Raw genomic sequence first — 20,820 nt, forward strand, 5'->3', positions numbered from 1 at the left:
TAGTAGGGACTGGGGACTAGGGGCTAGGGGCTAGGAAATCTTTCTCCGCGCCCCCGCGTCCCATTGTCCCCGTGTCCTCTTCTGTCCCCGATCCCCATTAACCATTTTCTAAAACGAGATAATCAAATAATTATTTTGAAACTTAGCACCAGCAACAGGCCTACCACTCAAAGCTGGAGGGAGAAAAATATTTCGCCTTTGATCTCCTGCCTCTACAGTGACTTCTGGCCCATATTGGGTAAGTTTGACTTGTTTTTTGTCAAATCCTGGCAAAAACAAGCTTACTTTTCGTTCATGAATGTCAATTTCAATAGGTTTGGGAGCTTGTAGTGCTTGTGCGACAAAGTTAGGTAGGGAATCCATTAGCGGTTGCCACTCACCAGCTTTGACATGGGGAACTACGCTTACAGGCAAGGGAGTAAATTCCCCAGATATATTGATGTTTATGTCCGAAGATACAAGAATAACACCACCTACAGTTAAACCCACTTGTTGAGCGCTTCCCCAAAGGTAACGAGCAGAGGCAACTTCAACCAGATCGGTAGTTGTCACCAAAAAAGCAGCAACATGTTTGGGATCGGCGAGGGCAGCTTTACCCTTGTCTAGAAAATTGTTGACTTGATTTGTGGGTTGAGCAAAATTATCTGCCGTCCAGTTGATGTTGAAAAAAGTGCTAACAAGCGGTTGAATCAAGGGGGATTCGGAAATTGTCTTTCCCAAATCGGAGTTGACAAATAGTTGCCTAAATCGTCTTACATACCAGCTGAGATACTCTGGCATTCCAAACATTCGCAAAGTAGAAGTATCGCCGCTGCCATCGTAGATGATCGCATCGTAGTTGCCGCTTTCGTAATACTCGCGTATTGCATTGAGGACAAGGGCAGTGTCCATCCCTGGCAAGACAGAGAGTTCCTGTCCATAAACATCTTTAAGGATAGGAGTTCTGAGATATTGTGCTTCCAGTTTTTTCACATCTTCCCAGCTACGTTCTAGCAGTGTTGATGCTTGTAACTGTACGACTTGCAAATTAGCAGCAATTTCTTGAGGATCGGTGCCAACAGGAAGCCCCAACAGGATTTGTAATGCTGGTTCTGCACTTCCAGCTAGAAGTACACGCTTTCCTTGGCTTGCTAATAGTTTGGCAGCGGCGATCGCTACCTGAGTGCGAGCAGAGCCGCCTTTGCCCAAAAATGTCAGTATCAGGGCCATTACTTGATTCCTAAATTTTTACCGCCGGTTTTTCAACTCCAACTTAGCACTCGGCTTTTTTTCGTAACTTCTCTCCGAAGTTTAGCAATCAGCGGACGCAGCCGCCGATAACTGGGTTTTTCCTTACTGTACTACTTTGAGTTCGTCTTCAAAAAACCAGGTGGTAAAATTATCATCAAACTTTACCACCACACCAACGCCGCTACCATCAGTCACTTTAAAGCCTTCGATGATACCGACTTTTCCTAGCCTTTGAGCAATGGGATTAGATACGCGATCGCGCAAACGATAAACCTTAACTTTTTGTCCGATGTCCATGCCAAATTACAATGCAATAATCCACAACTCAGTGTAGCGGAATCCGGTGTCTAGGGGGATATGGGGAAAACAACTAATGACAAATGACATGGCAGAGCGGTTAAGATGACTAGGAATTGATCCAAATAGTTTAACTTAAACTGATAAAGCTTAATTTCTGAACAATATATTTAGATAACAGTAAACAATTCATGGTAAAATTGCCCAGATATTTTTAATCAGAGTTTGGAGTAGCAATTATTTCCATCAAAAAATAAGGGGAACTTTCATAGCTGATCAACTTCAAAAATAAAAATTGTGTGTAGGTAGTGGGCGAGGAAGCAGGAATTGTTGCAAACAATGCGAGGAGTTGTCCGTAGGGCAGGAAAGCTGCGACGCTGGTTGCCAATCAATGAGGTTTGGTGGGCAAAGTTAGATTTGCTCAGAGCTTTGGTGCGACGCGATCTAGAAGCACGGTATAAAGGTTCTGTTTTGGGCAATTTATGGCCTTTGGTGAATCAGTTATCACTGTTACTAATTTATACTTACGTATTTTCAATTGTTTTAAAAGTCAAGCTGAACCTAAAAGGGCTACCAGAAAATAATTTTACTTTTGGTTTATGGTTATTTGCAGGGTTACTGCCTTGGATTGCCTTTAGTAATGGGTTAATTCAATCTGCAAATTCAGTGATTGGACAGCCGAATTTAGTCAAGAAGGTGGTATTTCCCCTAGCTTTATTGCCGTTGGTGCCAGTTTTATCATCATTCATAGAGAGTTCTTTTGGACTAATGGTGTTGATTTTTTTTACAGCGCTAACTTCTCATACATTGCACTCTACCTTAGCGCTACTGCCTTTGATTTGGATAACGCAGTTAATGCTCACAGCAGGATTAGGTTATCTGACAGCAGGATTGACAGTGTTTTTGCGTGATATCCCGCAAACATTAAATGTTATTTTAAATATTTGGTTGTATTTGACACCTATTGTTTATCCAGCGTCAGCAATTCCCCCAGAATGGCGGAATTGGGTGTTTTGGTTAAATCCGATGACAGCTATTTCTGAAGTTTATCGTGACTTAGTTTTAGTAGGAGAAGTGAAACATTGGGGCGAGTGGGGAGTTGCTGCTTTGATATGTGCGATCGTATTTTGTTGCGGTTTCTGGGTATATAAGCGGTTACGTCCAGCCTTTGCCGATGTGTTGTAAACAATAAATATGTTAGCAGTTGAGCATATGGTGGTATGGGTGAGGAAATCGCAATTTCGCTTAAAAATGTATCTAAGTGCTACAAGCGCTATGAACATCCGGTAGATAGACTTAAGGAAATTTTATTGCCCGGAAGAAGCCATGCTCAGGAGTTTCGGGCATTAGATAATATCAACCTGGAAATTCCTAAAGGAGAAACTTTTGGGATTATCGGTCAAAATGGCTCTGGTAAAAGTACGCTGCTGCAAATTATTGCCGGAACGCTGACGCCGACAACAGGTGAAGTTCATGTTAATGGCCGGATTTCGGCTTTATTAGAATTGGGTAGCGGTTTTAATCCAGAGTTTACAGGGCGGCAAAATGTCTTTTTTAATGGGCGAATTTTGGGGTTAAGTCAAGAAGAACTAGAATCTAAGTTTGATGAAATAGCCGCTTTTGCTGATATTGGAGATTTTATTGAACAACCAGTTAAAACTTACTCAAGTGGGATGTTTGTTCGATTAGCGTTTGCTGTAGCAGTAAGTGTTAATCCTGACATTTTGATTGTTGATGAAGCTTTAGCTGTTGGGGATATTTATTTTCAACAAAAATGTTTTGAAAGAATTAGAGAACTGAGAAATTCTGGCACTACACTTTTATTTGTTTCTCATGATCGCAATGCAGTTTATAAACTCTGCAATCGCGCTGTGTTAATGGAATCAGGCAAGATAATGCTTGATTCTAAGCCTAAGCAAGTTCTCGATTTATACGAAGCCAAGCTTTTAAGAAAAAGAGACAATCAACCTGATTCATTTGAAATTCAGTTATTGTCTGAAGAATCTACTTCGATGATTTCTGACAATACAGCTTCAGAGATATTTAATGGTAGCATTGATGAAGTTATTATTAATTCTCCAGAAGTTAGTGTCAATTTTGTCAAAATCTTAAATGAAGATGGACGTGATATTAAATCTTTAATCAGCGAGGAATTATTACAAATATCTGTTGGATTGTTATTTAAAGAATCATTCGCTGATCCTCATGTAGGCTTTAAAATCAGAAATAGAACCGGAGAGGTTGTTTTTGAAACTAATACTTTTTGTATGGGAACCACAATCGGTTCTGTCAGTAGTGGTAGTTTCTTAGAAGTCAAGTTTAATTTTAAAGTTCCTTTATATGAAGGTGAATACACTATATCTTTGGGGGTTGCTGATAGCGCATATGGAGATGGGCAGTTTAAACGAACACTAGTTTATGCCCATAATATCAGCGATTTAAAAGTGTTCAAAAATAAAGAATCTATACATTGGACAGGCGTAGTCAATCTTTATCCTACAGTTTCGATTCACCGACAGGCTTATGTTTGAGTCCATCATTCAAGCAGCAAAAAAAACAGAATATGATTTTAGATTGACTGCTAATCTAGAAGATCCTTTATTACATCTTTTCAATGAGTGGGTTGATTATTACAAGCTCAAGTGGGCGATCGCTCACGTTCTCCAACCAGCTACTATCCTAGAAATAGGAGTACGCTTTGGTTATTCTGCGGCTGCTTTTTTGCATGGCTATTCTGCCGCCAAATATATTGGTATTGATTTGGATACAGATAGCTATGGCGGTGTTAAAGGTGCAATAAATTGGGCAAAAAAAATTACTCAACCATTTGATGCTGAGTTTATTGTTGCTGATACACAAGCAATGAATAGCTTTCCTGGTGATATCTACGATCTAATTCATGTTGATGGGCAACAAGATGGGGATGGTTCTTTTCACGATTTAGAGGTGGCAATTAGGCAAGGGCGCTACGTACTTGTAGATGGATATTTGTGGACAAGACAAAATTTTATGGCAGTGAGCGATTTTTTATTTCGCTACGCTGATTTACTAGATTGGTTCGGAGTGATACCGGGTTATGCCGGAGATTTATTAATCAAAGTTGCTCCTGAATATCACAGACAAGTTTTTGAAAGTAAATACAGCACAGTTCCATCTAGTCTAGCTATTCGTCATACTTATACAACTAACTATTACACGCAAGATTGTGGAGGCTATGAGGCTTTCAACAGACATCAAGGCAAAAAATTAGAAGATGTCAGACTACAAGCAGTCGCTACTATTGCGAGCTTGAAAAAATCAGGACACGTATTAGATCTTGGCTGCGGTAGGGGTGAACTAAGTTATTATTTTGCCCATCAAGGCTTTGGCGTTACAGCTGTTGATTATGCACAAAGTGCGATTGACTTAGCAAAAAAGTGTTTTGATGGAGAAGAACAGCTACAAGCAAAAGTAGAATTTATTTGTGATGATGTTTGCAATTTAAAATTGTCAGGGAAGTATGACCTGGCAGTGGCATCTGATTTGATTGAGCATTTATCTTCACAAGAAGTAGAAAAGCTTTATCAAAATATTGCAAATAGTCTTAAGACAGAAGGATTATTTGTTGTCCACACTTTTCCTAATCTTTGGTATTACAAATACGATTATTCACGCAAAAGAAAAATAGCTGCTTCTGTAGGGGCTTATTTATCTCCAGAACCTCGTTCAAGATATGAACTACTCATGCATATCAATGAACAATCACCAAGAGTTTTAAAAAGACAGTTAAGCACATATTTTAAGTATGTATATTTATGGTTTGGTGATACTTTCAATCCTGGTGGAAGTTTAGTTAAAAAATATTCTTTAAGAGAAATCTGTGCTGCTCCTAGTCTGTTTGCGATCGCATCTCATCAACCGATTGCTCAAGAACAGCTAAAAAATCTTTTACAAATGCCACCCTTGCCTCCTCTGGCTCACGGACAAATTCAATTATCAGTAATAGATTATCCCAAGACAGTAGAAGTTAATAGTGAGTTTACAATTCAATTAAAAATTGAAAATTATAGTGAATTTATTCTGCATAGTTATGGTTCTAATCCAGTTCATATTTCTTATCACTGGTTAAATGCACAAACTCATGACTGTGTAGTTTTTGAAGGAGCGCGAACAAAGCTATTTCCTCCATTAGATAGCTGTAAACGCACAGTCTGGAACCCTTGGGCAACAAGTGTAGTAAAAGCCATTTATACAGCCAGAGTGCAGTCACCACCGCAAGAGGGTGAGTATATCCTGAGAGTAACGATGCTGCAAGAATTTGTGCGTTGGCTTGACGAAGCCCCCACTCAACTGATGGAGGATATTCCGATCGCCATTGTCTCAAAGCCTTAATTGAGTATAATCAAATTTCAACAAAATTATGCTTGAAGAAGTTGGATAAAGAATAATTATGGAAGCAGATAATCCAGAGATTAATGTCGATGAATTAATGCAAAAAATTCGTGCAGAAGTAGCTAAACGTCGCAGTTACTCTCCACAAAAACGTTTAATTAATAAACCAGAAAATAGTAACCTATTGGCAAGATATAATGCCAATTTAGAACTGATGGAAGGCTTGCTCAAAAATGCAGAGTATAGATCTGAAGTTCGCAGTAAATGGCCGGATAACTTAAATAAATTTCCTTTTAATGTCAGCAAAGATATACAAAAAGTAGCTCTTAAAATATTGAATTTTCTATTTAAAGACCAGAGGGAAGTTAACTATAATTTAATCCGGGCATTGAAAGAATCGGTAGCGCTGAATCGGCAGCTAATAGAACAAGTAACAGCCTTAAGAGCGCAAATGGATCATCCCTCTGCTGCGATAGAAACTCGTCTGAGCAGCATCGATACGCGCTTAAATACTACGGATACTCGCTTTAACAGTATTGAAAAGCGCTTGAGTGCCGTGGATAGTCGCATCCCAGAAATAGATAAACATCTAGGAGCAATAGATGAGCATTTAATAGCTAAAAATCGTCGCTTGAATGACATGGACGATCGCTTAAATACAGTAGACACTCGTTTGCAAGTTGTAGGCGATCGCTTGCACACAACAGATTCGCATTTACACCAAGTGGATTCTCATGTGCAAAGGGTAGATGAACGTCATTTTAGAAATGATAGTTACCTCAAAAATGATCTCAACCAGCAAAAACGTTTGCTCTCTGTTTTTTTAGAAGAAGCCAGAAAGCGATTGCCAGAACCTTTCAATCAAGAGCAACTCCAAACCTTTGTTGATGAAGAAAAGCATATTTCAGATGCATTTTACACAGCTTTTGAAGACCGTTTTCGCGGTAGCCGTGAAGAAATCAAAAATCGCCTGAAAACTTACATACCCTTTGTAGAAAAGGCTCTTGCGTCTTGTGATTATGCTCCAACTATTGACATTGGTTGTGGGCGTGGAGAGTGGCTTGAGTTGCTATCCGAGTGTGGCATTAAGTCATCCGGCGTGGATATCAATATCACAATGGTGCAGTCTTGTCAAGAACTTAATTTAGATGTTGTCCAAACAGACGGGCTGCTTCATTTACGCAATATTCCAGACAATTCTTTGGCGATCATATCAGCATTTCATGTCATAGAGCATCTGCCATTACAAACGTTAATCGACTTGACTGACGAAGCGCTGCGTGTTCTGCGCCCTGGCGGCATCGTCATCTTTGAAACTCCAAACCCAGAAAACCTGATTGTAGGAGCTTGTAATTTTTATTTCGATCCCACACACCGTAACCCAATCCCGCCAGCAACAGCCCAGTTTCTATTAGAAAATCGGGGATTTCGCCAAGTTGAAATTCATCGCCTGCATCCAATGGGTGTCGATCATAACTTGGACAATCAATTTTTAAAAGATGTCCTGCTTTGTAGCCAGGATTATGCAGTCATCGGATGGAAAGCATAAATCGGGTGATGCAATGAGAATATTAATTTGTAACGAAAGATTTTTATTTCGATTCGGACTAGATCGGGTGCTGCTGACGATCGCTAAAGGGTTGGCAGAAAAAGGCCATGAAATTTACATGATGGGCAATCGCTGTGATGAAGACATTGTCAGGCAGATAGCCAAAGACTTTATCACTGTTCCACCAGCCCCCGATGATTATGCCAATTCTAACGAGTTCACTGCTCAGTGGCTAGAGCAAAATTGGTACAGCGTTTTTGGGAGCACTTGCCAACCGGATGTAATTTTGTTTGCCGGATGGCCTTTTTTCCAAGCCGTTGAATTTTTCCGCAAAGTCTGCAAAACAGTGATTTTTCAGGATCACGGGGCAGTACCGATTGATGGTTTTTCTGGACACGCTTTATACATTCAAAACAAGGTGCGGCAAATGCGACGCACTTTTCTGCCCAAAACAACAAGCATAATTGCCGTTAGCGATTTTATTGCTCACTCGCAAAGTATCCCCGATCGCGGGCAAAAAGATGGAGTTATCACTATACTCAATGGAGCCAACCACCTAGAATTATCGGTTTGGCAAGCACAATTTTTAACAGCAGGCAATAGTCTCCAACAAGCTTTATTCCGAGTTGAAAATCTTCTCCAACAAGGGCAAAAGTGCATCCTGAACCTCGGACGTTGGGAGCCGAATTGCTACAAAAATTCGGAAGCTTGCTTCGAGATTATGCGTAGGCTAGTTCAACGACATCCTCAGGCAGTTTTGCTGATTTTAGCTCATCCTTTAGATATCGACATTCCCCAAGACTTACAAGCACATATTCAACCGCTAGGATTCCCAGACGACGCAGAACTACAAGAAATTATGAAACGCGTGACGCTGGGAATTTCTGTATCGCTTTGGGAAGGTTTTAACTTGCCACTAGCCGAGATGCAATGGCTACAGCAGCCAGCCCTTGTATTCAACCTTGGCGCTCATCCGGAAGTCGTTGTACATCCTTGGTTTTTGTGCGCCGATGCAGTAGAGATGGCAGAAAAAGCGGATTGCGTTTTGGCAGGCAAAATTCCCAATCAAGTTATATCGCCTGACAATTACAAGAGGTTCCAATCTCAATTCCGTTGGGAAAGCGTTGTGCAAAACTATTGTGACTGTCTTGAGAGTGCAGTGCAAACCACATTAAACCGTGATGTTAATCTTCCCTTACTAATTATAGATGTCACCAATAGCTGCCGCGATCCTGCTAATTCTGGTGTAATTAGAGTGACACGGCAAATTTGCCGCGCCCTGCAAAAACATTGCGCACCTGTCTTTGTAGTTTGGGATTTTACAAGCGATCGCTACGTGCTTCCTTCCCAAGCAGGTTATCAGCAATTAAGCCAGTTTAACGGCCCAGAAATGCCCAACTACGCCCAGACAGTTCTGGAACGTTTTGGCAGCATCCCCCTCGACGAATTTCTGGCACTCGATTCGGGAGCGCAAGGGCGGGCAGTTTTGTTTTTCTTTGCCGAAACTATCATCGATCCACGCTGTACAAAGGCTATTACTTACGTCAAGCAGCAGCAGTGGCAAACAGCTGCCATCCTCTACGATCTAATTCCGGTAATGCATCCGGAGTTTTGCAGCCCATCTATAAACGCACTGTTTCCTCCATATTTGGAGATGTTGGCGAGTGTCGATGTCATTATCCCAATTTCTGAATATTCTGCCAAGTGCGTTCAAGATTATTGGTATCTCCAGAACTTGACACATGGCAAGGTGAGCACTGTCTTACTACCTGGAGAATTTGGTCAGCATCCTCGTAATATGAAGATGCCTAACCTTAAATCCAGTTCTGTAAATATGCTGTGCGTTTCTACCCTAGAACCGCGCAAAAACCACCGCAACCTGCTCAAAGCCTGTGAAATATTAGCCGAGAAATATCCCCAACTGGATTGGCATCTGACACTCGTTGGCAACCGCTATGATGGTGCGCCAGAAGTCTATCAAGCTGTCGAAGAGGCATCAGCAAAAGAACCCCGCATTCAGTGGTTGGGAGTAGTAGATGATGCGACATTGCATCGACTATACGAGGAATCCACCTTCACCGTTTATAGTTCCTTGGTGGAAGGATACGGTATGCCGATTTTGGAAAGCATTTGGCATGGAAGAGTTTGTCTGTGTCATTGCCAAGGTGTGATGGCTGAGTTAGCAGCAGGAGGTGGTTGTGTTGTAGTAGATATGACTAATCCTCAAGCATTAGCTAAAGCAATTTATAACTTGTCAGGCGATAGCGATCGCACCTTACTTGCTGAATTATCTCAAGCAGCAATTGACCGCACGCTCAAAACTTGGGAAGATTACACCCAGGAAGTACTGACTGCCTTAGGTCTGGAGGAAACATACACTATGGTTGTGAATGCTACAAAGACCCAGAACCTAGATACCCTCCGTTACGAGGATCTACTTTACCCAAACTGTCTGCTTCAGCGTTGGCAGATGAATGATTCGGAGCGTGTAGCCTTGATTGGCTTGCTAGCACAACACCAGCCGAAATGTAGTATTGAGATTGGTACTTATTACGGAGGTAGTCTGTCACTAATCGCACAATACTCGGAAATGGTGTTTTCGATTGATATCGATCCAGAAGTAACTTCACGGGTTCCAGCAATGGAAAACGTTAGCTTTTTGACCGGATCATCAACGACTCTGCTACCGTTGCTATTTCAAGCCCTCGATGAAGCTGATATCCCCATAGACTTTGTACTAATTGATGGCGATCATTCTGCTGATGGTGTTCGCAGAGATATAGAAATTATTTTGAAGTATGTGCCAAAGCGACCGATGTTCGTAATGATGCATGACTCTTTCAACCCAGAGTGTCGGCGCGGCATGATGAGTGCAAGATGGCAAGATTCACCCTATGTGGTTTGGGTGGATATAGATTTTGTGCCAGGACGCATCATTGAGGGCGACAATAACAAGTTTAAAGGCGAAATGTGGGGAGGTCTAGCACTAGCTTTAATTTCTCCCACACCCCGTCAAGGCAACCTAGCCATTGCTGCTTCAGCAAATGGTTTCTATGAATTAGCCCTTCAAAATTCACGCTACTGAAATATAAGTAGGTGGACATAATTAAACGTCAAGATGCTTGCCTCTAGAAACCAGATAGAATAAGCTTTTTCCCTTCTGCCGTCTGCCTTCTGCCTTCTACTTAGTCGTTTTCTTTAGTTCATTATGCTGAAAAGAATACTAATTTGCAGCAATTTCTACCCTCCTTTCTTCGTTGGCGGTGCAGAAATCATTGCCCACGAGCAAGCGTGTTACTTGAAAAAGAATGGATATGAGGTATTTGTATTCTGTGGAAAGCATGATGATAGCTGTCATCGTTATTCAATTACACAGGATACTTATGATGGGCTAAAGATTTTTCGTGTGATCTTGCACGCGCAAGACTATCATATCGGTGAAAATTTTTACAATCATGCGGTTGATGATCTGTTCGAGGCGGTAGTTGAAGAAGTTCGCCCAGATGTCATCCACTTTCACAATATTGTCAGTTTATCTTTAGGTATTGTAGCTCGCGCCCGTAAGCGTGGCATTAAAACTGTACTGACTCTGCACGATCATTGGGGATTTTGTTATAAAAACACTCTGCTTAAGGAACCAGAAAAAGTTTGTCATGACTTCTCAAAATGCGCAGAATGTCTGCCAGAGTTGACGGACAGTCGAGGGCGGCGATTACACATCCGGATCCGACAAGATTACATTGCCCTGCAACTTGCCAAAGTTGATCGCTTTGTCTCACCGAGTGCTTATTTAGCATCTGCCTATGCCAAAGCAGGTATACCTACTGATAAAATTAGTGTTATTTCCTACGGTGTAAATGTCGAACGTTTTTCACGAGTGGTAAAAACTGCGACAAACGGCCCTATGCGCTTCACCTTTATTGGGCATCTCGGTTTACATAAAGGCGTTCATGTTTTGCTCAGTGCTATAGAGCTACTGCAAAAACAAGGTTACCTGGGCAGTTTGTGTATGCTTAACATCGTCGGTGTCGGTGCCATGGCAGACGATGTAGCAAAGTTCGTCAAAGAAATGCGCCTTGATGATGTCGTCAAGCTATGGGGTAAAGTTAATCACACTCAAATCGAGAAAGTTTACCAATCTACAGATGTTTTAATTACACCATCAATTTGGCCGGAAAATGAGCCAGTAACTATTCTAGAAGCAATGGCTGCGGGTATCCCAGTTTTGGCTTCTGCCCTTGGTGGCAATCTGGAACTAGTGGTAAAAGGTGTTACAGGCTGTTTGTTTGAGTCTGGTAACGCCCAAATGCTGGCTGAAAAAATGGTGGAGATGGCTCAGAACCGCAAACACGTAGAAATGATGGGTCGTAACGCCCATAAGCAGGTAGTACAAGATACGCTAAATAACTACGTGCGGCAGATTACGAAGGTTTATCAGAAGCAAGAGACGATGACATTAGCAGGCGATCGCATTATCTTGTGCAGTGGCGATCGCCTTTCTATGGAGTGTGCATTTGCGATCGAGCAATTTCGTCAACAAGACAATGGCAAACACTTTCGGTTTATCATGAGCGACTGGATCGAACCTGAAGATTGGGAAATTGTAGATCTGGTTTGGGTTGTTGATGAAAATGGCAAACAGCGAGATTTGCTGGAGAGTATGAAGCGCGGGCTACCGTTATTGGTTCCTGAACAAAATTACAAACTTGTCGAAATGTGTCGCAATGGGCAATGTGGCTTATTTTATGCTGATGAGATTGAAGCAGAGGTTTGCCTCCAGTATCTCATTGATAGACCGTCAATTTTAGCTGCTCTTGGTCGCAATGCTAAAAGTACTTCCCAAAAAAGTACGACTAATTTATCAATTACTTTAGGAGGATTGGGCAGGTAATGTTATGCAAATTTTGGATACTTCAACGAGTTCAGTACAAGTTTTGGATTTTAAATTAAAACCATTGGTTAATAGGCTATCCCAGAATTTTGAAACCAGACTCAGCCGTACTAATTTGGTATTAAAGCAGAATTTTGATTAACGAATAAGATAAAATTTTTGGTTATTTATCTTTTTTAAATCTACTATGTCATGATTTCAGTTGTTATACCAGCTTTCAATGAGGCGGAGAATATACCTAATTTATATAGGCGAATCATTTCAGCCGCTCAAAATTGGCAGATGCCTTTTGAAGTCATTATGGTTGATGACGGTAGTAAAGACAAAACCCTTGAGCTTTTACAAAAACTCCATGCAAAAGACTCAAGATTTAAATATATCAGCTTTTCCCGTAATTTTGGACATCAAACTGCCGTTAGTGCAGGCTTAGTTTATGCTCAAGGTGATGTAGTAGCTATTCTTGATGCCGATTTGCAAGATCCTCCAGAAGAGATCCACCGCTTTTTAGAAAAGTGGCGTCAAGGATATCAAGTTATTTACGGCATCAGAACTCACAGAAAAGAAAATTTTTTCAAAAAATCAGCTTACTATCTATTCTATAGAATTTTAGCTTGGTGTTCATCCATAGAAATCCCCCTCGATTCTGGAGACTTCTGCATCATGGATAGAACTGTTGTTAGTTGGCTGAATGCCATGCCAGAGCGGAACCGTTTTATTAGAGGATTGCGTTCTTGGATTGGTTATAGGCAAATTGGTATTCCCTATGAGCGCCAAGCTCGCTTTGCTGGAGAAGTGAAATACACCTTTCGCAAACTCATGCGTCTTGCTTTAGATGGCATCATTAACTTCTCCTATCGTCCATTGCAAATTGCTGGCACCTTTGGTTTTTTTGTCGCGATCATTTCTTTTTTAGGAATTATTTTCTTTTTCCTACATCGCATTCTCAACTTCAAAATCTTTGGTTATTCCCCCCAAAATGTGCCAGGTTTTACCTCTCTAATTTTATCCCTCCTATTTATTGGAGGCGTGCAGCTATTTACAATGGGGCTTTTTGGAGAATATATTGGGCGGATCTTCGATGAAGTAAAACAACGTCCCCTTTATATAATTAAAGACCAAAGAGGCTTTGATAACTCAAGCACTTTATTACCAGGGAATACACGACTTTGAAGCAAAAAATCATCTTTTGGCTAGGCTGGGCAATTAGTATTTTCCTCTTAACCTTAACAATTCGCAATCTAGATTGGTCTAGGGTAATAGTAGCATTCACCTCGGTTTCACCCATCGCCCCCTTATTGATGATTGGCGTTTATCTCCTGGGTTTTCTCCTGCGATCTGTGCGGTGGAAAATTCTGTTGCCTACTGGTGTATCGCTAGATAATTCTCTTTATGCTGTAATTTTGGGTTATGCTGCCAATAACATACTTCCTAGTCGTTTGGGAGAATTAGTGAGAGCGCAAGCAATTGGGAAAAAGTGCCAAATCAGTCGCTCTCTTGCTCTTGCCAGTATTTTTGTGGAACGTATTTTTGATGGCTTAATTATCACTATTTTCCTTTATATAAGTATTATTGGTAGCTCTTTACCCAATTGGGCATATTCTACAGGAAAGTTAGGAATCTTTATTTTCGGTGGAACTTTCAGCGTAATTGCCATCCTAGCTTTAACACGCCCCTTTTGGAATTCTAAACTGTCCCAAATTCCTGCTTCAAAATGGCGAGATGCGCTAATCAAATTTGGTGAAGGATTAACTCTTGTTTGGCGTACTCCTTTTCTTCCTCTAAGCATTTTTGTACTTTCCTTGGGGATTTGGCTGATAGAAACAGGAGTGTTCTATTTGGGAATTCAAGCTTTTAATTTAAAGGTGCCTATCGCGGCTGCTCTATTTATGATGGCATTGGTTAACTTAGGTGTTTTAATTCCTTCTTCTCCTGGTTATTTAGGAGCATTCCAATACTTTGGAGTATTAGCTTTGAGTGCTTGGCAAGTTCCTCAAGCCGAATCCCTTGCCTGTTCAGTTTTGATTCACGCTTGTCAATACATTCCGATTACGCTTTGGGGAGTCAGCCTGATACCTTACTTTGGATTTTCTTCTCTAAGTAAGCTGAAGCACGAAGCTAAACAAACTACTTAATTTTTGTAATTGACTTTTGTAAATCAAAACATCATGAGTTTACTGATTGTTGGTGGTGGTGCTACTGGTTTAGCCTCAGCCTATATAGCGGCAAAGCGAGGTGAAAAAGTAACTTTAATTGAAGCTTCTGATCGCCTTGGGGGTTTACTATCTACTTTTGAAGTTGGTGGTACTAAATTGGAGTGCTTTTACCATCACTTCTTTACCCACGATCAAGAAATTCGCTGGTTACTAGAAGAATTGGGGCTGGCTCAAGATATCCGATTTGTAGAAACAAAAATGGGAATATACCGCCGGAGAAAGTTATACCCATTTACTACAACAAAAGATTTACTTTTCTTTCCTCACTTAAATTTCATAGATAAAATCCGCTTTGGATTAACTAGTATATTTCTTTCTCGACAGCAAAATTGGCAAAAGTATGAAAATACTCCTGCTTTAGATTGGTTTTATCGTTGGGCAGGCAAGCAGACTACAGATACGATCTGGCGCCCAATGCTAGAAATCAAGTTTGGAGAATATAGCGATCGCATTCCAGTTTCATGGATGATCGGCAGGATGCAGCAACGGCTAAAATCTCGTTCCCAAGGTAAAGAAAAATTAGGATATCTGCGAGGCAGTCTTCAGAGACTTGTAGATGCCCTAGAGTTAGCTTTAGAGCAACTAGGAGTCAAAATTATTAAAAATGCTCCTGTTGAGTCTTTGATTTTTGCAGACGAGGGAAAACTTGTTGGGGTTAAAACTCCTCAAAGAGAGATGAAAGCAGACAAAACACTAATCACAATTCCTACAGTTTATTTAGCAAAGCTATTACCGAATGAATATGTAGAATATCGTCAAGACTTGGAAAGAATAGAATATTTTGGGGCAATTTGTGCTGTAATTATTACTCAAAAACCTTTAAGTGCAACTTATTGGATGAATGTAGCCGATCCAGGTTTTGAGTTTGGTGGAGTAATTGAACAGACTAACTTTATCCCACCAGAAGAATATCAAGGATTTCATCTAACTTATTTATCAAGATATACTACGCTGCAAAATCCCATTTTCTATAAAAGTAATTCAGAAATAGCCACTTTATTTAAAGCCCAGCTACAAAGTATCTTTCCTGATTTAGATAATCGAGGTATCCAAGAAATTAAAATTTTCCGAACTAGAACAGCCGCAACAGTTTGTGACTTAAATTTCTCTCAAAAAGTACCTGCTTATCAAACACCAGTTCCTAATCTTTATGTAGCTAATATGGCTCATGTCTATCCTGATGAGAGAAGTGTGAACAATAGCATTAAAGTAGCTTTTGAAGTTGATGCTGTTTTGAATAATTAAGAATTCTTCAAAAATATTAATGCTCAACACTAGATAGCATCATGGAAAAATTTTTCTATCTCATACTATTCCACAAAAATCTGATACAAATACAAACCGTATAAAGATACGATATATCGCGTCTTTACAAAATTCATGTGTATCGTAATTAACGTGAAATGGTATAAATATGATAAATTTGCAAATTAGTCAAATGTGTAATTAATATCATTATTACATTAATTTACAACAACTATTTTGTGAAATTTTAGGATATTTAGTATGCCTTATAACAAATCTAAATGCTTAATTCTGAATATTGTTCTTTGGCTAACTTTGACTTTTTGTTTTAGTATTTTAGTAATTAAAGATTTTGCAAATTCACTAATTGGCCCTGGTGATATCGACCTTTGGGAATATCAAGGTTTTTATTTATTTAAAAATTTAAGTTTTTTACCATTTCCCCATCTGAATTTAGTCAATAATCAAGCTTTTTATCCTTATGGAACCAACAATGTATTTCAACCTTGGTCATTTGAAAGAGAAATTTTCTATGCAATTTTATACTCTTTATTTGGTATTGGTGCTTGGTTACAATTCTATTATCTTATCAGTATATTAATTACAATTATTGGTTCATTTACTTTACTTGTTAGGGATTACGGATTTGTCCGTGCAAGTGGTGCAGCTATAATTATTGCTTTTATGAATTTTTATGCAAATAATAAATATCCCCATCATTTAAATTATGCTGTACTGCATTGGACTGTTCTTAATTTTATCTGTGACTTTCTTTTAGTAAAGAGATTAGTATTGAAACATCATATATCCTTAAGATTCATTTTAGTGAGAATTTTATTTTTAGTACTCGCAATAGGTCAAGATATAGGATATATAGCTGGTTTTGCTTTAATGTCCTTTACCGTTTCTATCTGTTTTTCTTTAATATTACTAATTTATAGATTTTTACAGCATAAAGTCAAACTTAAAGAAGCTTTCCATGCTCAGTTCCAACAGTACCTCAGAGAATTTGTTGCCTATCGTCGTATATGCTTACTTTTAATATCACTTATTTGTACTTTTAGCTATATCTATGTTCCTTTAGTTATTCAAATTTTCAGAGAAGCTAAAAGTTTTGACTTTACTGGTATCGATAATGGCATTTTCTTTGCTCATCCTGCAAGATTACTAATTCCATATTTACCTTTTATTAACCCAAGCCAAACTGTTTTTGACAAAATATTTAGTGATTCTCCAGAAAGTTTAGGTGCTGGTAGCCCTGGTTGGTTTTTACTAATAATAGCAATTATAGGAATTTGGCAAGCACGCCAAAAGTTTCTTATATTTATACCACTACTGATTATTTTTTTTCTTTGTCTTTTTTATCATCCAGAATATATACAAACACTTAAGATATTTCCCTGGTTTAGTTTCAATCGTGTTGGAGGTCGTTCAACTGTTATCTACTCAGTAATACTTTGTTTATTTGCCATCCATATAAATTTGAACATATTTCATGAACGCAAAAAAATATTATTTTCAGCACTCTTAATATTTCTAGGTTGTATAGAAATCTATACTGCTTACTCCTTCAAGTTTAATTATCAACCCTACTTATTAGATCAGAATTTCTTTACCTACATAAATTATGTTAAACAGCAACCGGGAGAAGCTGTTCTAGATTGGCCATTTTGTGCAGCAGGGGGCAATGCAGTAGGCTCGCTTGATGGACTTTGCCCATATTTTTACCAAAATGGTTCCATTTTTGCCCTCAGAAGATTCCATAACAAGAAAGTTATGGGTAAGTATTTTGGTCGTTTACATCCTTCACAAATCGAGCCTTATCTTCAGGCAGGATGGCATCACTTACTTGTTCCCGATAGCTTATTTTATCTCGAAAAAACAAGCCCAAAAGTTCGGTGTTTGCGTGAGGATGAATGGTCTTTTTTCACTGAGTTCTACAAGTTAAATGACTTTACTGGTATCAATCTTTATACAGATTTTTTATCAGAAAGCTGTGTGCAAGAATTTTATTCACGTTTTGGGAAGCCTACCGTAGCAACAAAGGTTCCGGAAGCAGGCAAATTATCATTTATTCCTAAATCGGATGCATTGTCAAATCAAGTTAATTTAGCTCTCGGTTCTGAAATTAAATTTGAACCTTTTCTAAACTTTTTGGAATCTAATTTACTAGATATACGTTCACGAAGCACTTTTATATCTGTAACTGGGCTAAGTGGTTTTGAGGAAATTCCACCAAAAACTTTTCGTTGGGCTTTAGGAGCAGAAACTAAGATTGTATTTAAGCTCAAAGATTCCCAGTCACTAAATTTATCTTTCAAATTTGAGAATCCAATTGAAGCTCAAAATGTTTTGATTGAAATTAACGGTGTAACTGTAGATAGCTTTAACAATTTAAATAAAGGTGCAAATATAGAACGCAGGCTTCAATTTCAAGCCTTAAAAGGGATAAACCGTGTTGTGTTTAAGTATACAGATTGGAATCATAACCAGACAACATTTGCACGTGAGGATGATAGAGCTTTGTCTGTTCTATTTAGACGACTCGCAATACAACCAACACAAGAAACTTCTCTTTAGAGCAAACGTCCATTAACATGGATTAATCTTTTTTCTACCCAAACGCGATCGCAACCAACTTAAAACTTGTTTCCAAACCTAAAATGATACTTATGAATAGATATACCTATAAATTGCGCTTCTATATTGCGATCGCTTTTGTGTGTTTATCATCACCTTTGCTAGCAGACAATCCTACTTGGGCGCAATCAGCAACACAAACACAAATTAACTCTTATATTCAACGCTTAAAGAATCCCCAACAACGTTCCACAGCAGTAGATTATTTAGCATCTGTAGGTAAGCCTGCCGTTCCCGCCTTAATTAAAGCTTTACAGGATACCAATCCTCAAATGCGTGCTGGTGCAGCAATGACTCTTGGTAAAATTGGCCCAGCTGCATCCGAAGCTGCAATTGTTCTCATGCGAACAATTGGTGATAAAGATCCTACTGTTCGTTCTTATGTAGTTCAAGCGATTGAAAAAATTGGCAGAAAAGCCTACATTCCTTACTTTATTACCGCTTTAAATAGCGATAAGAAATGGGAACGTTACAGTGCAACCCATGCTTTACGGGCGATGGGCAAAGATGCGGCAACTGCTGTACCAGCCTTAATCAAAACTTTAGAAGATAAAGATATGTGGATGCGGGTAAATGCTGCCTCTGCTTTAGGCTATATTGGTACACCTTCTGCACCTGCTTTACCTGCTTTAGTTGCCCGTTTGCAAGACAAGGATGAAACAGTTCGCAACACAGCTGCTTATGCTGTAAGTATCATCGGCTTGAGTTTACAAGAAGATGTCAGTCAATTATCCACCTCAGAATTGGATCGGGCTGTCTCAAGTTTAGAAAAAGCTCTAAAAGTACTGCAAACCCCCTCACTACAATACCGTCAAGAAGCAATTACCTCTGTTCAAGATCCCCTCGTCGCTTTGCAGAAGGAGAGACGTAGACGAGTAAAATCATTTCTTACACCTAGCCCCAAATGGCGAGTTAACTACCCAAGCACCCACCACCAGATATGGGAGTAGAGTGTCACACTAGGAAAAGGAGAGTTATTTTCATTAGGAGGGAAGAGCAATGGCTCTAAATCCCACCATTATGCAAGCTGTAGAAAGATTGGGTTACCGCGTCACTGTGGGAGATGTGGCAACCCAAGCCGGATTGAATGTTGAAATAGCCAATCAAGGGTTATTAGCCCTTGCCTCTGAGGCTGGCGGACATATGCAGGTTGCAGAATCAGGTGATATTATTTACCTCTTTCCGCGAAATTTTCGAGATGTTTTACGCAATAAATATTTGCGGTTGCAGTTGCAGGAATGGTGGAAAAAAATCTGGAGTGTGCTATTTTACGTAATTCGCATCTCCTTTGGCATTTTCCTAATAGTTTCTATTGCCTTAATTTATATCGCCATTCTCATTATCATTATGTCTGCTAATTCAGACCGTGATAGTGGCGATCGCGGCAGTGATTTTGGGGGAGGTTTTTTCTATTTCCCAAATTTCTTCTGGTATCTTAGCCCCAATTATGATACCTACTCCTACCAGCGACAACGGGGACAAAGAGAAAACAAGTTGAATTTTTTGGAAGCTGTGTTTTCGTTCTTGTTTGGTGATGGCAATCCCAACGCTAACCTAGAAGAGCGGCGCTGGCAAGAAATTGCTGGGGTGATTCGCAACAATCAAGGTGCAGTAATAGCCGAACAAATCGCACCTTACCTGGATGATATCGGTGAGACTTATCAACAAGAATATGAAGATTATATGCTGCCCGTACTCACTCGCTTTAACGGACGTCCGGAAGTAAGTCCTCATGGGCAGATTGTCTATCATTTTCCAGAATTACAAGTTAGTGTCACCAAAAAGCGTCATCGCTCATTACAATCCTTCTTGCAAGAATTCCGTTGGCGTTTTAGCGCCGCTTCTTCTGGGCAAATTCTTTTGAGTGCTGGATTGGGTGCAGTCAATTTTGTTGGTGCTTTAGTTCTGGGAAGTTTGCTCAGAGATGGTACAGCCGCCGTTGCTTTAGGTGGGCTAGTCGCTTTTGTACAAGGGTTTTATTGGCTACTTTTAGGGTACGGTACAGGTTTTTTAGTGATACCGTTAGTGCGCTATTTCTGGATTCAGTGGCGCAATCGCAAAATTACTGAACGCAATCGCCAACGGCAAGCACGAGCGATGGTATTGGCAAATCCAGATACCCAGTTGCAAGAAAAACTTGCCTACGCACAACAATTTGCAGCCGAAAAAGTTATCGGCAAAGAAGATTTAGTGTACTTAACTGAAACTGATTTACTAGAACAGGAAGTTGAGAATACTGCACAAATTGATGCTGAATGGCAAAGGCGGCTTGAGGAAGGAACTAAGGAATAGGATTGTTAGTAGTTAGTAGGGGAGCCAGTGCGTTGCGAAGCCAGTGCGCCCTTGCGGATTAAGCGCGTCGAGTGCACCTGGCGTCGGGGTTC

Annotated in this window: 14 protein-coding genes; 12 read left to right on the plus strand and 2 right to left on the minus strand. The window is 39.8% G+C overall.

Translation table 11 applies throughout. The annotated features are described in order from the left end of the window. Positions 1 to 108 precede the first annotated feature (108 nt). Together QUB80_RS27870 and petP are read right to left on the minus strand one after the other, a co-directional pair. Entirely contained in the window at positions 109 to 1,209 is a 1,101-nt protein-coding gene (locus tag QUB80_RS27870) for a Get3/ArsA fold putative tail anchor-mediating ATPase NosAFP (RefSeq protein ID WP_289792714.1), read from the minus strand. A gap of 123 nt (positions 1,210 to 1,332) precedes the next feature. Further along, complete coding sequence (gene petP / locus QUB80_RS27875; protein WP_289792715.1) at positions 1,333 to 1,527, minus strand: cytochrome b6f subunit PetP; 195 nt, start codon at positions 1,525 to 1,527, stop codon at positions 1,333 to 1,335. 339 nt (positions 1,528 to 1,866) lie between these two features. Here petP and QUB80_RS27880 point away from each other — a divergent pair, with 339 nt between their 5' ends. From QUB80_RS27880 to QUB80_RS27935, 12 genes are all read left to right on the plus strand, one after another. Further along, on the plus strand, positions 1,867 to 2,712 hold the full coding sequence (locus QUB80_RS27880; RefSeq protein WP_289792716.1) for an ABC transporter permease: 846 nt from the start codon (positions 1,867 to 1,869) through the stop codon (positions 2,710 to 2,712). A 35-nt stretch (positions 2,713 to 2,747) separates the two neighbouring features. Beyond that, positions 2,748 to 4,058, plus strand: coding sequence for an ABC transporter ATP-binding protein (locus tag QUB80_RS27885; RefSeq protein WP_289792717.1), 1,311 nt, complete (start codon positions 2,748 to 2,750; stop codon positions 4,056 to 4,058). Continuing rightward, positions 4,051 to 5,898 carry a class I SAM-dependent methyltransferase gene (locus QUB80_RS27890; RefSeq protein ID WP_289792718.1) on the plus strand — a complete coding sequence of 616 codons (1,848 nt, stop codon included), beginning with the start codon at positions 4,051 to 4,053 and terminating at the stop codon, positions 5,896 to 5,898. The genes QUB80_RS27885 and QUB80_RS27890 overlap by 8 nt, the downstream gene beginning before the upstream one ends. Before the next feature lie 58 nt (positions 5,899 to 5,956). Next, a complete protein-coding gene (locus QUB80_RS27895) occupies positions 5,957 to 7,447 on the plus strand; it encodes a class I SAM-dependent methyltransferase (RefSeq protein WP_289792719.1) in 1,491 nt (496 codons plus the stop codon). Beyond that, positions 7,422 to 10,532, plus strand: coding sequence for a glycosyltransferase (locus QUB80_RS27900; RefSeq protein WP_289792720.1), 3,111 nt, complete (start codon positions 7,422 to 7,424; stop codon positions 10,530 to 10,532). The genes QUB80_RS27895 and QUB80_RS27900 overlap by 26 nt, the downstream gene beginning before the upstream one ends. 123 nt (positions 10,533 to 10,655) lie before the next feature. Continuing rightward, the gene (locus tag QUB80_RS27905; RefSeq protein ID WP_289792721.1) at positions 10,656 to 12,338 is read left to right on the plus strand and encodes a glycosyltransferase family 4 protein; all 1,683 of its coding nucleotides are present in this window, start codon (positions 10,656 to 10,658) and stop codon (positions 12,336 to 12,338) included. A gap of 192 nt (positions 12,339 to 12,530) precedes the next feature. Then, a complete protein-coding gene (locus QUB80_RS27910; RefSeq protein WP_289792722.1) occupies positions 12,531 to 13,508 on the plus strand; it encodes a glycosyltransferase family 2 protein in 978 nt (325 codons plus the stop codon). Continuing rightward, positions 13,505 to 14,470 carry a lysylphosphatidylglycerol synthase transmembrane domain-containing protein gene (locus QUB80_RS27915; protein ID WP_289792723.1) on the plus strand — a complete coding sequence of 322 codons (966 nt, stop codon included), beginning with the start codon at positions 13,505 to 13,507 and terminating at the stop codon, positions 14,468 to 14,470. The genes QUB80_RS27910 and QUB80_RS27915 overlap by 4 nt, the downstream gene beginning before the upstream one ends. 33 nt (positions 14,471 to 14,503) lie before the next feature. Next, complete coding sequence (locus QUB80_RS27920; protein WP_289792724.1) at positions 14,504 to 15,796, plus strand: NAD(P)/FAD-dependent oxidoreductase; 1,293 nt, start codon at positions 14,504 to 14,506, stop codon at positions 15,794 to 15,796. Between the two features lie 261 nt (positions 15,797 to 16,057). Beyond that, positions 16,058 to 18,376 carry a hypothetical protein gene (locus QUB80_RS27925; RefSeq protein ID WP_289792725.1) on the plus strand — a complete coding sequence of 773 codons (2,319 nt, stop codon included), beginning with the start codon at positions 16,058 to 16,060 and terminating at the stop codon, positions 18,374 to 18,376. An 86-nt stretch (positions 18,377 to 18,462) separates the two neighbouring features. Further along, positions 18,463 to 19,386: a HEAT repeat domain-containing protein gene (locus tag QUB80_RS27930; protein ID WP_289792784.1), complete on the plus strand. Its 924-nt coding sequence runs from the start codon at positions 18,463 to 18,465 to the stop codon at positions 19,384 to 19,386. 49 nt (positions 19,387 to 19,435) lie between these two features. Further along, on the plus strand, positions 19,436 to 20,728 hold the full coding sequence (locus tag QUB80_RS27935; RefSeq protein WP_289792726.1) for a hypothetical protein: 1,293 nt from the start codon (positions 19,436 to 19,438) through the stop codon (positions 20,726 to 20,728). Positions 20,729 to 20,820 lie beyond the last annotated feature (92 nt).

It is taken from the genome of Chlorogloeopsis sp. ULAP01, assembly GCF_030381805.1.
Taxonomy (GTDB): Bacteria; Cyanobacteriota; Cyanobacteriia; order Cyanobacteriales; family Nostocaceae; genus Chlorogloeopsis.

Excerpts from the sequence above, each read along its gene's own strand:
- QUB80_RS27905 (WP_289792721.1), top strand. The coding sequence starts at position 10,656 with ATGCTGAAAAGAATACTAATTTGCAGCAATTTCTACCCTCCTTTCTTC.
- QUB80_RS27885 (WP_289792717.1), top strand. The coding sequence starts at position 2,748 with ATGGGTGAGGAAATCGCAATTTCGCTTAAAAATGTATCTAAGTGCTAC.
- QUB80_RS27890 (WP_289792718.1), top strand. The coding sequence starts at position 4,051 with ATGTTTGAGTCCATCATTCAAGCAGCAAAAAAAACAGAATATGATTTT.
- QUB80_RS27900 (WP_289792720.1), top strand. The coding sequence starts at position 7,422 with ATGCAGTCATCGGATGGAAAGCATAAATCGGGTGATGCAATGAGAATA.
- QUB80_RS27935 (WP_289792726.1), top strand. The coding sequence starts at position 19,436 with ATGGCTCTAAATCCCACCATTATGCAAGCTGTAGAAAGATTGGGTTAC.
- QUB80_RS27920 (WP_289792724.1), top strand. The coding sequence starts at position 14,504 with ATGAGTTTACTGATTGTTGGTGGTGGTGCTACTGGTTTAGCCTCAGCC.
- QUB80_RS27925 (WP_289792725.1), top strand. The coding sequence starts at position 16,058 with ATGCCTTATAACAAATCTAAATGCTTAATTCTGAATATTGTTCTTTGG.
- QUB80_RS27880 (WP_289792716.1), top strand. The coding sequence starts at position 1,867 with ATGCGAGGAGTTGTCCGTAGGGCAGGAAAGCTGCGACGCTGGTTGCCA.
- petP (WP_289792715.1), bottom strand. The coding sequence starts at position 1,527 with ATGGACATCGGACAAAAAGTTAAGGTTTATCGTTTGCGCGATCGCGTA.
- QUB80_RS27870 (WP_289792714.1), bottom strand. The coding sequence starts at position 1,209 with ATGGCCCTGATACTGACATTTTTGGGCAAAGGCGGCTCTGCTCGCACT.
- QUB80_RS27910 (WP_289792722.1), top strand. The coding sequence starts at position 12,531 with ATGATTTCAGTTGTTATACCAGCTTTCAATGAGGCGGAGAATATACCT.
- QUB80_RS27895 (WP_289792719.1), top strand. The coding sequence starts at position 5,957 with ATGGAAGCAGATAATCCAGAGATTAATGTCGATGAATTAATGCAAAAA.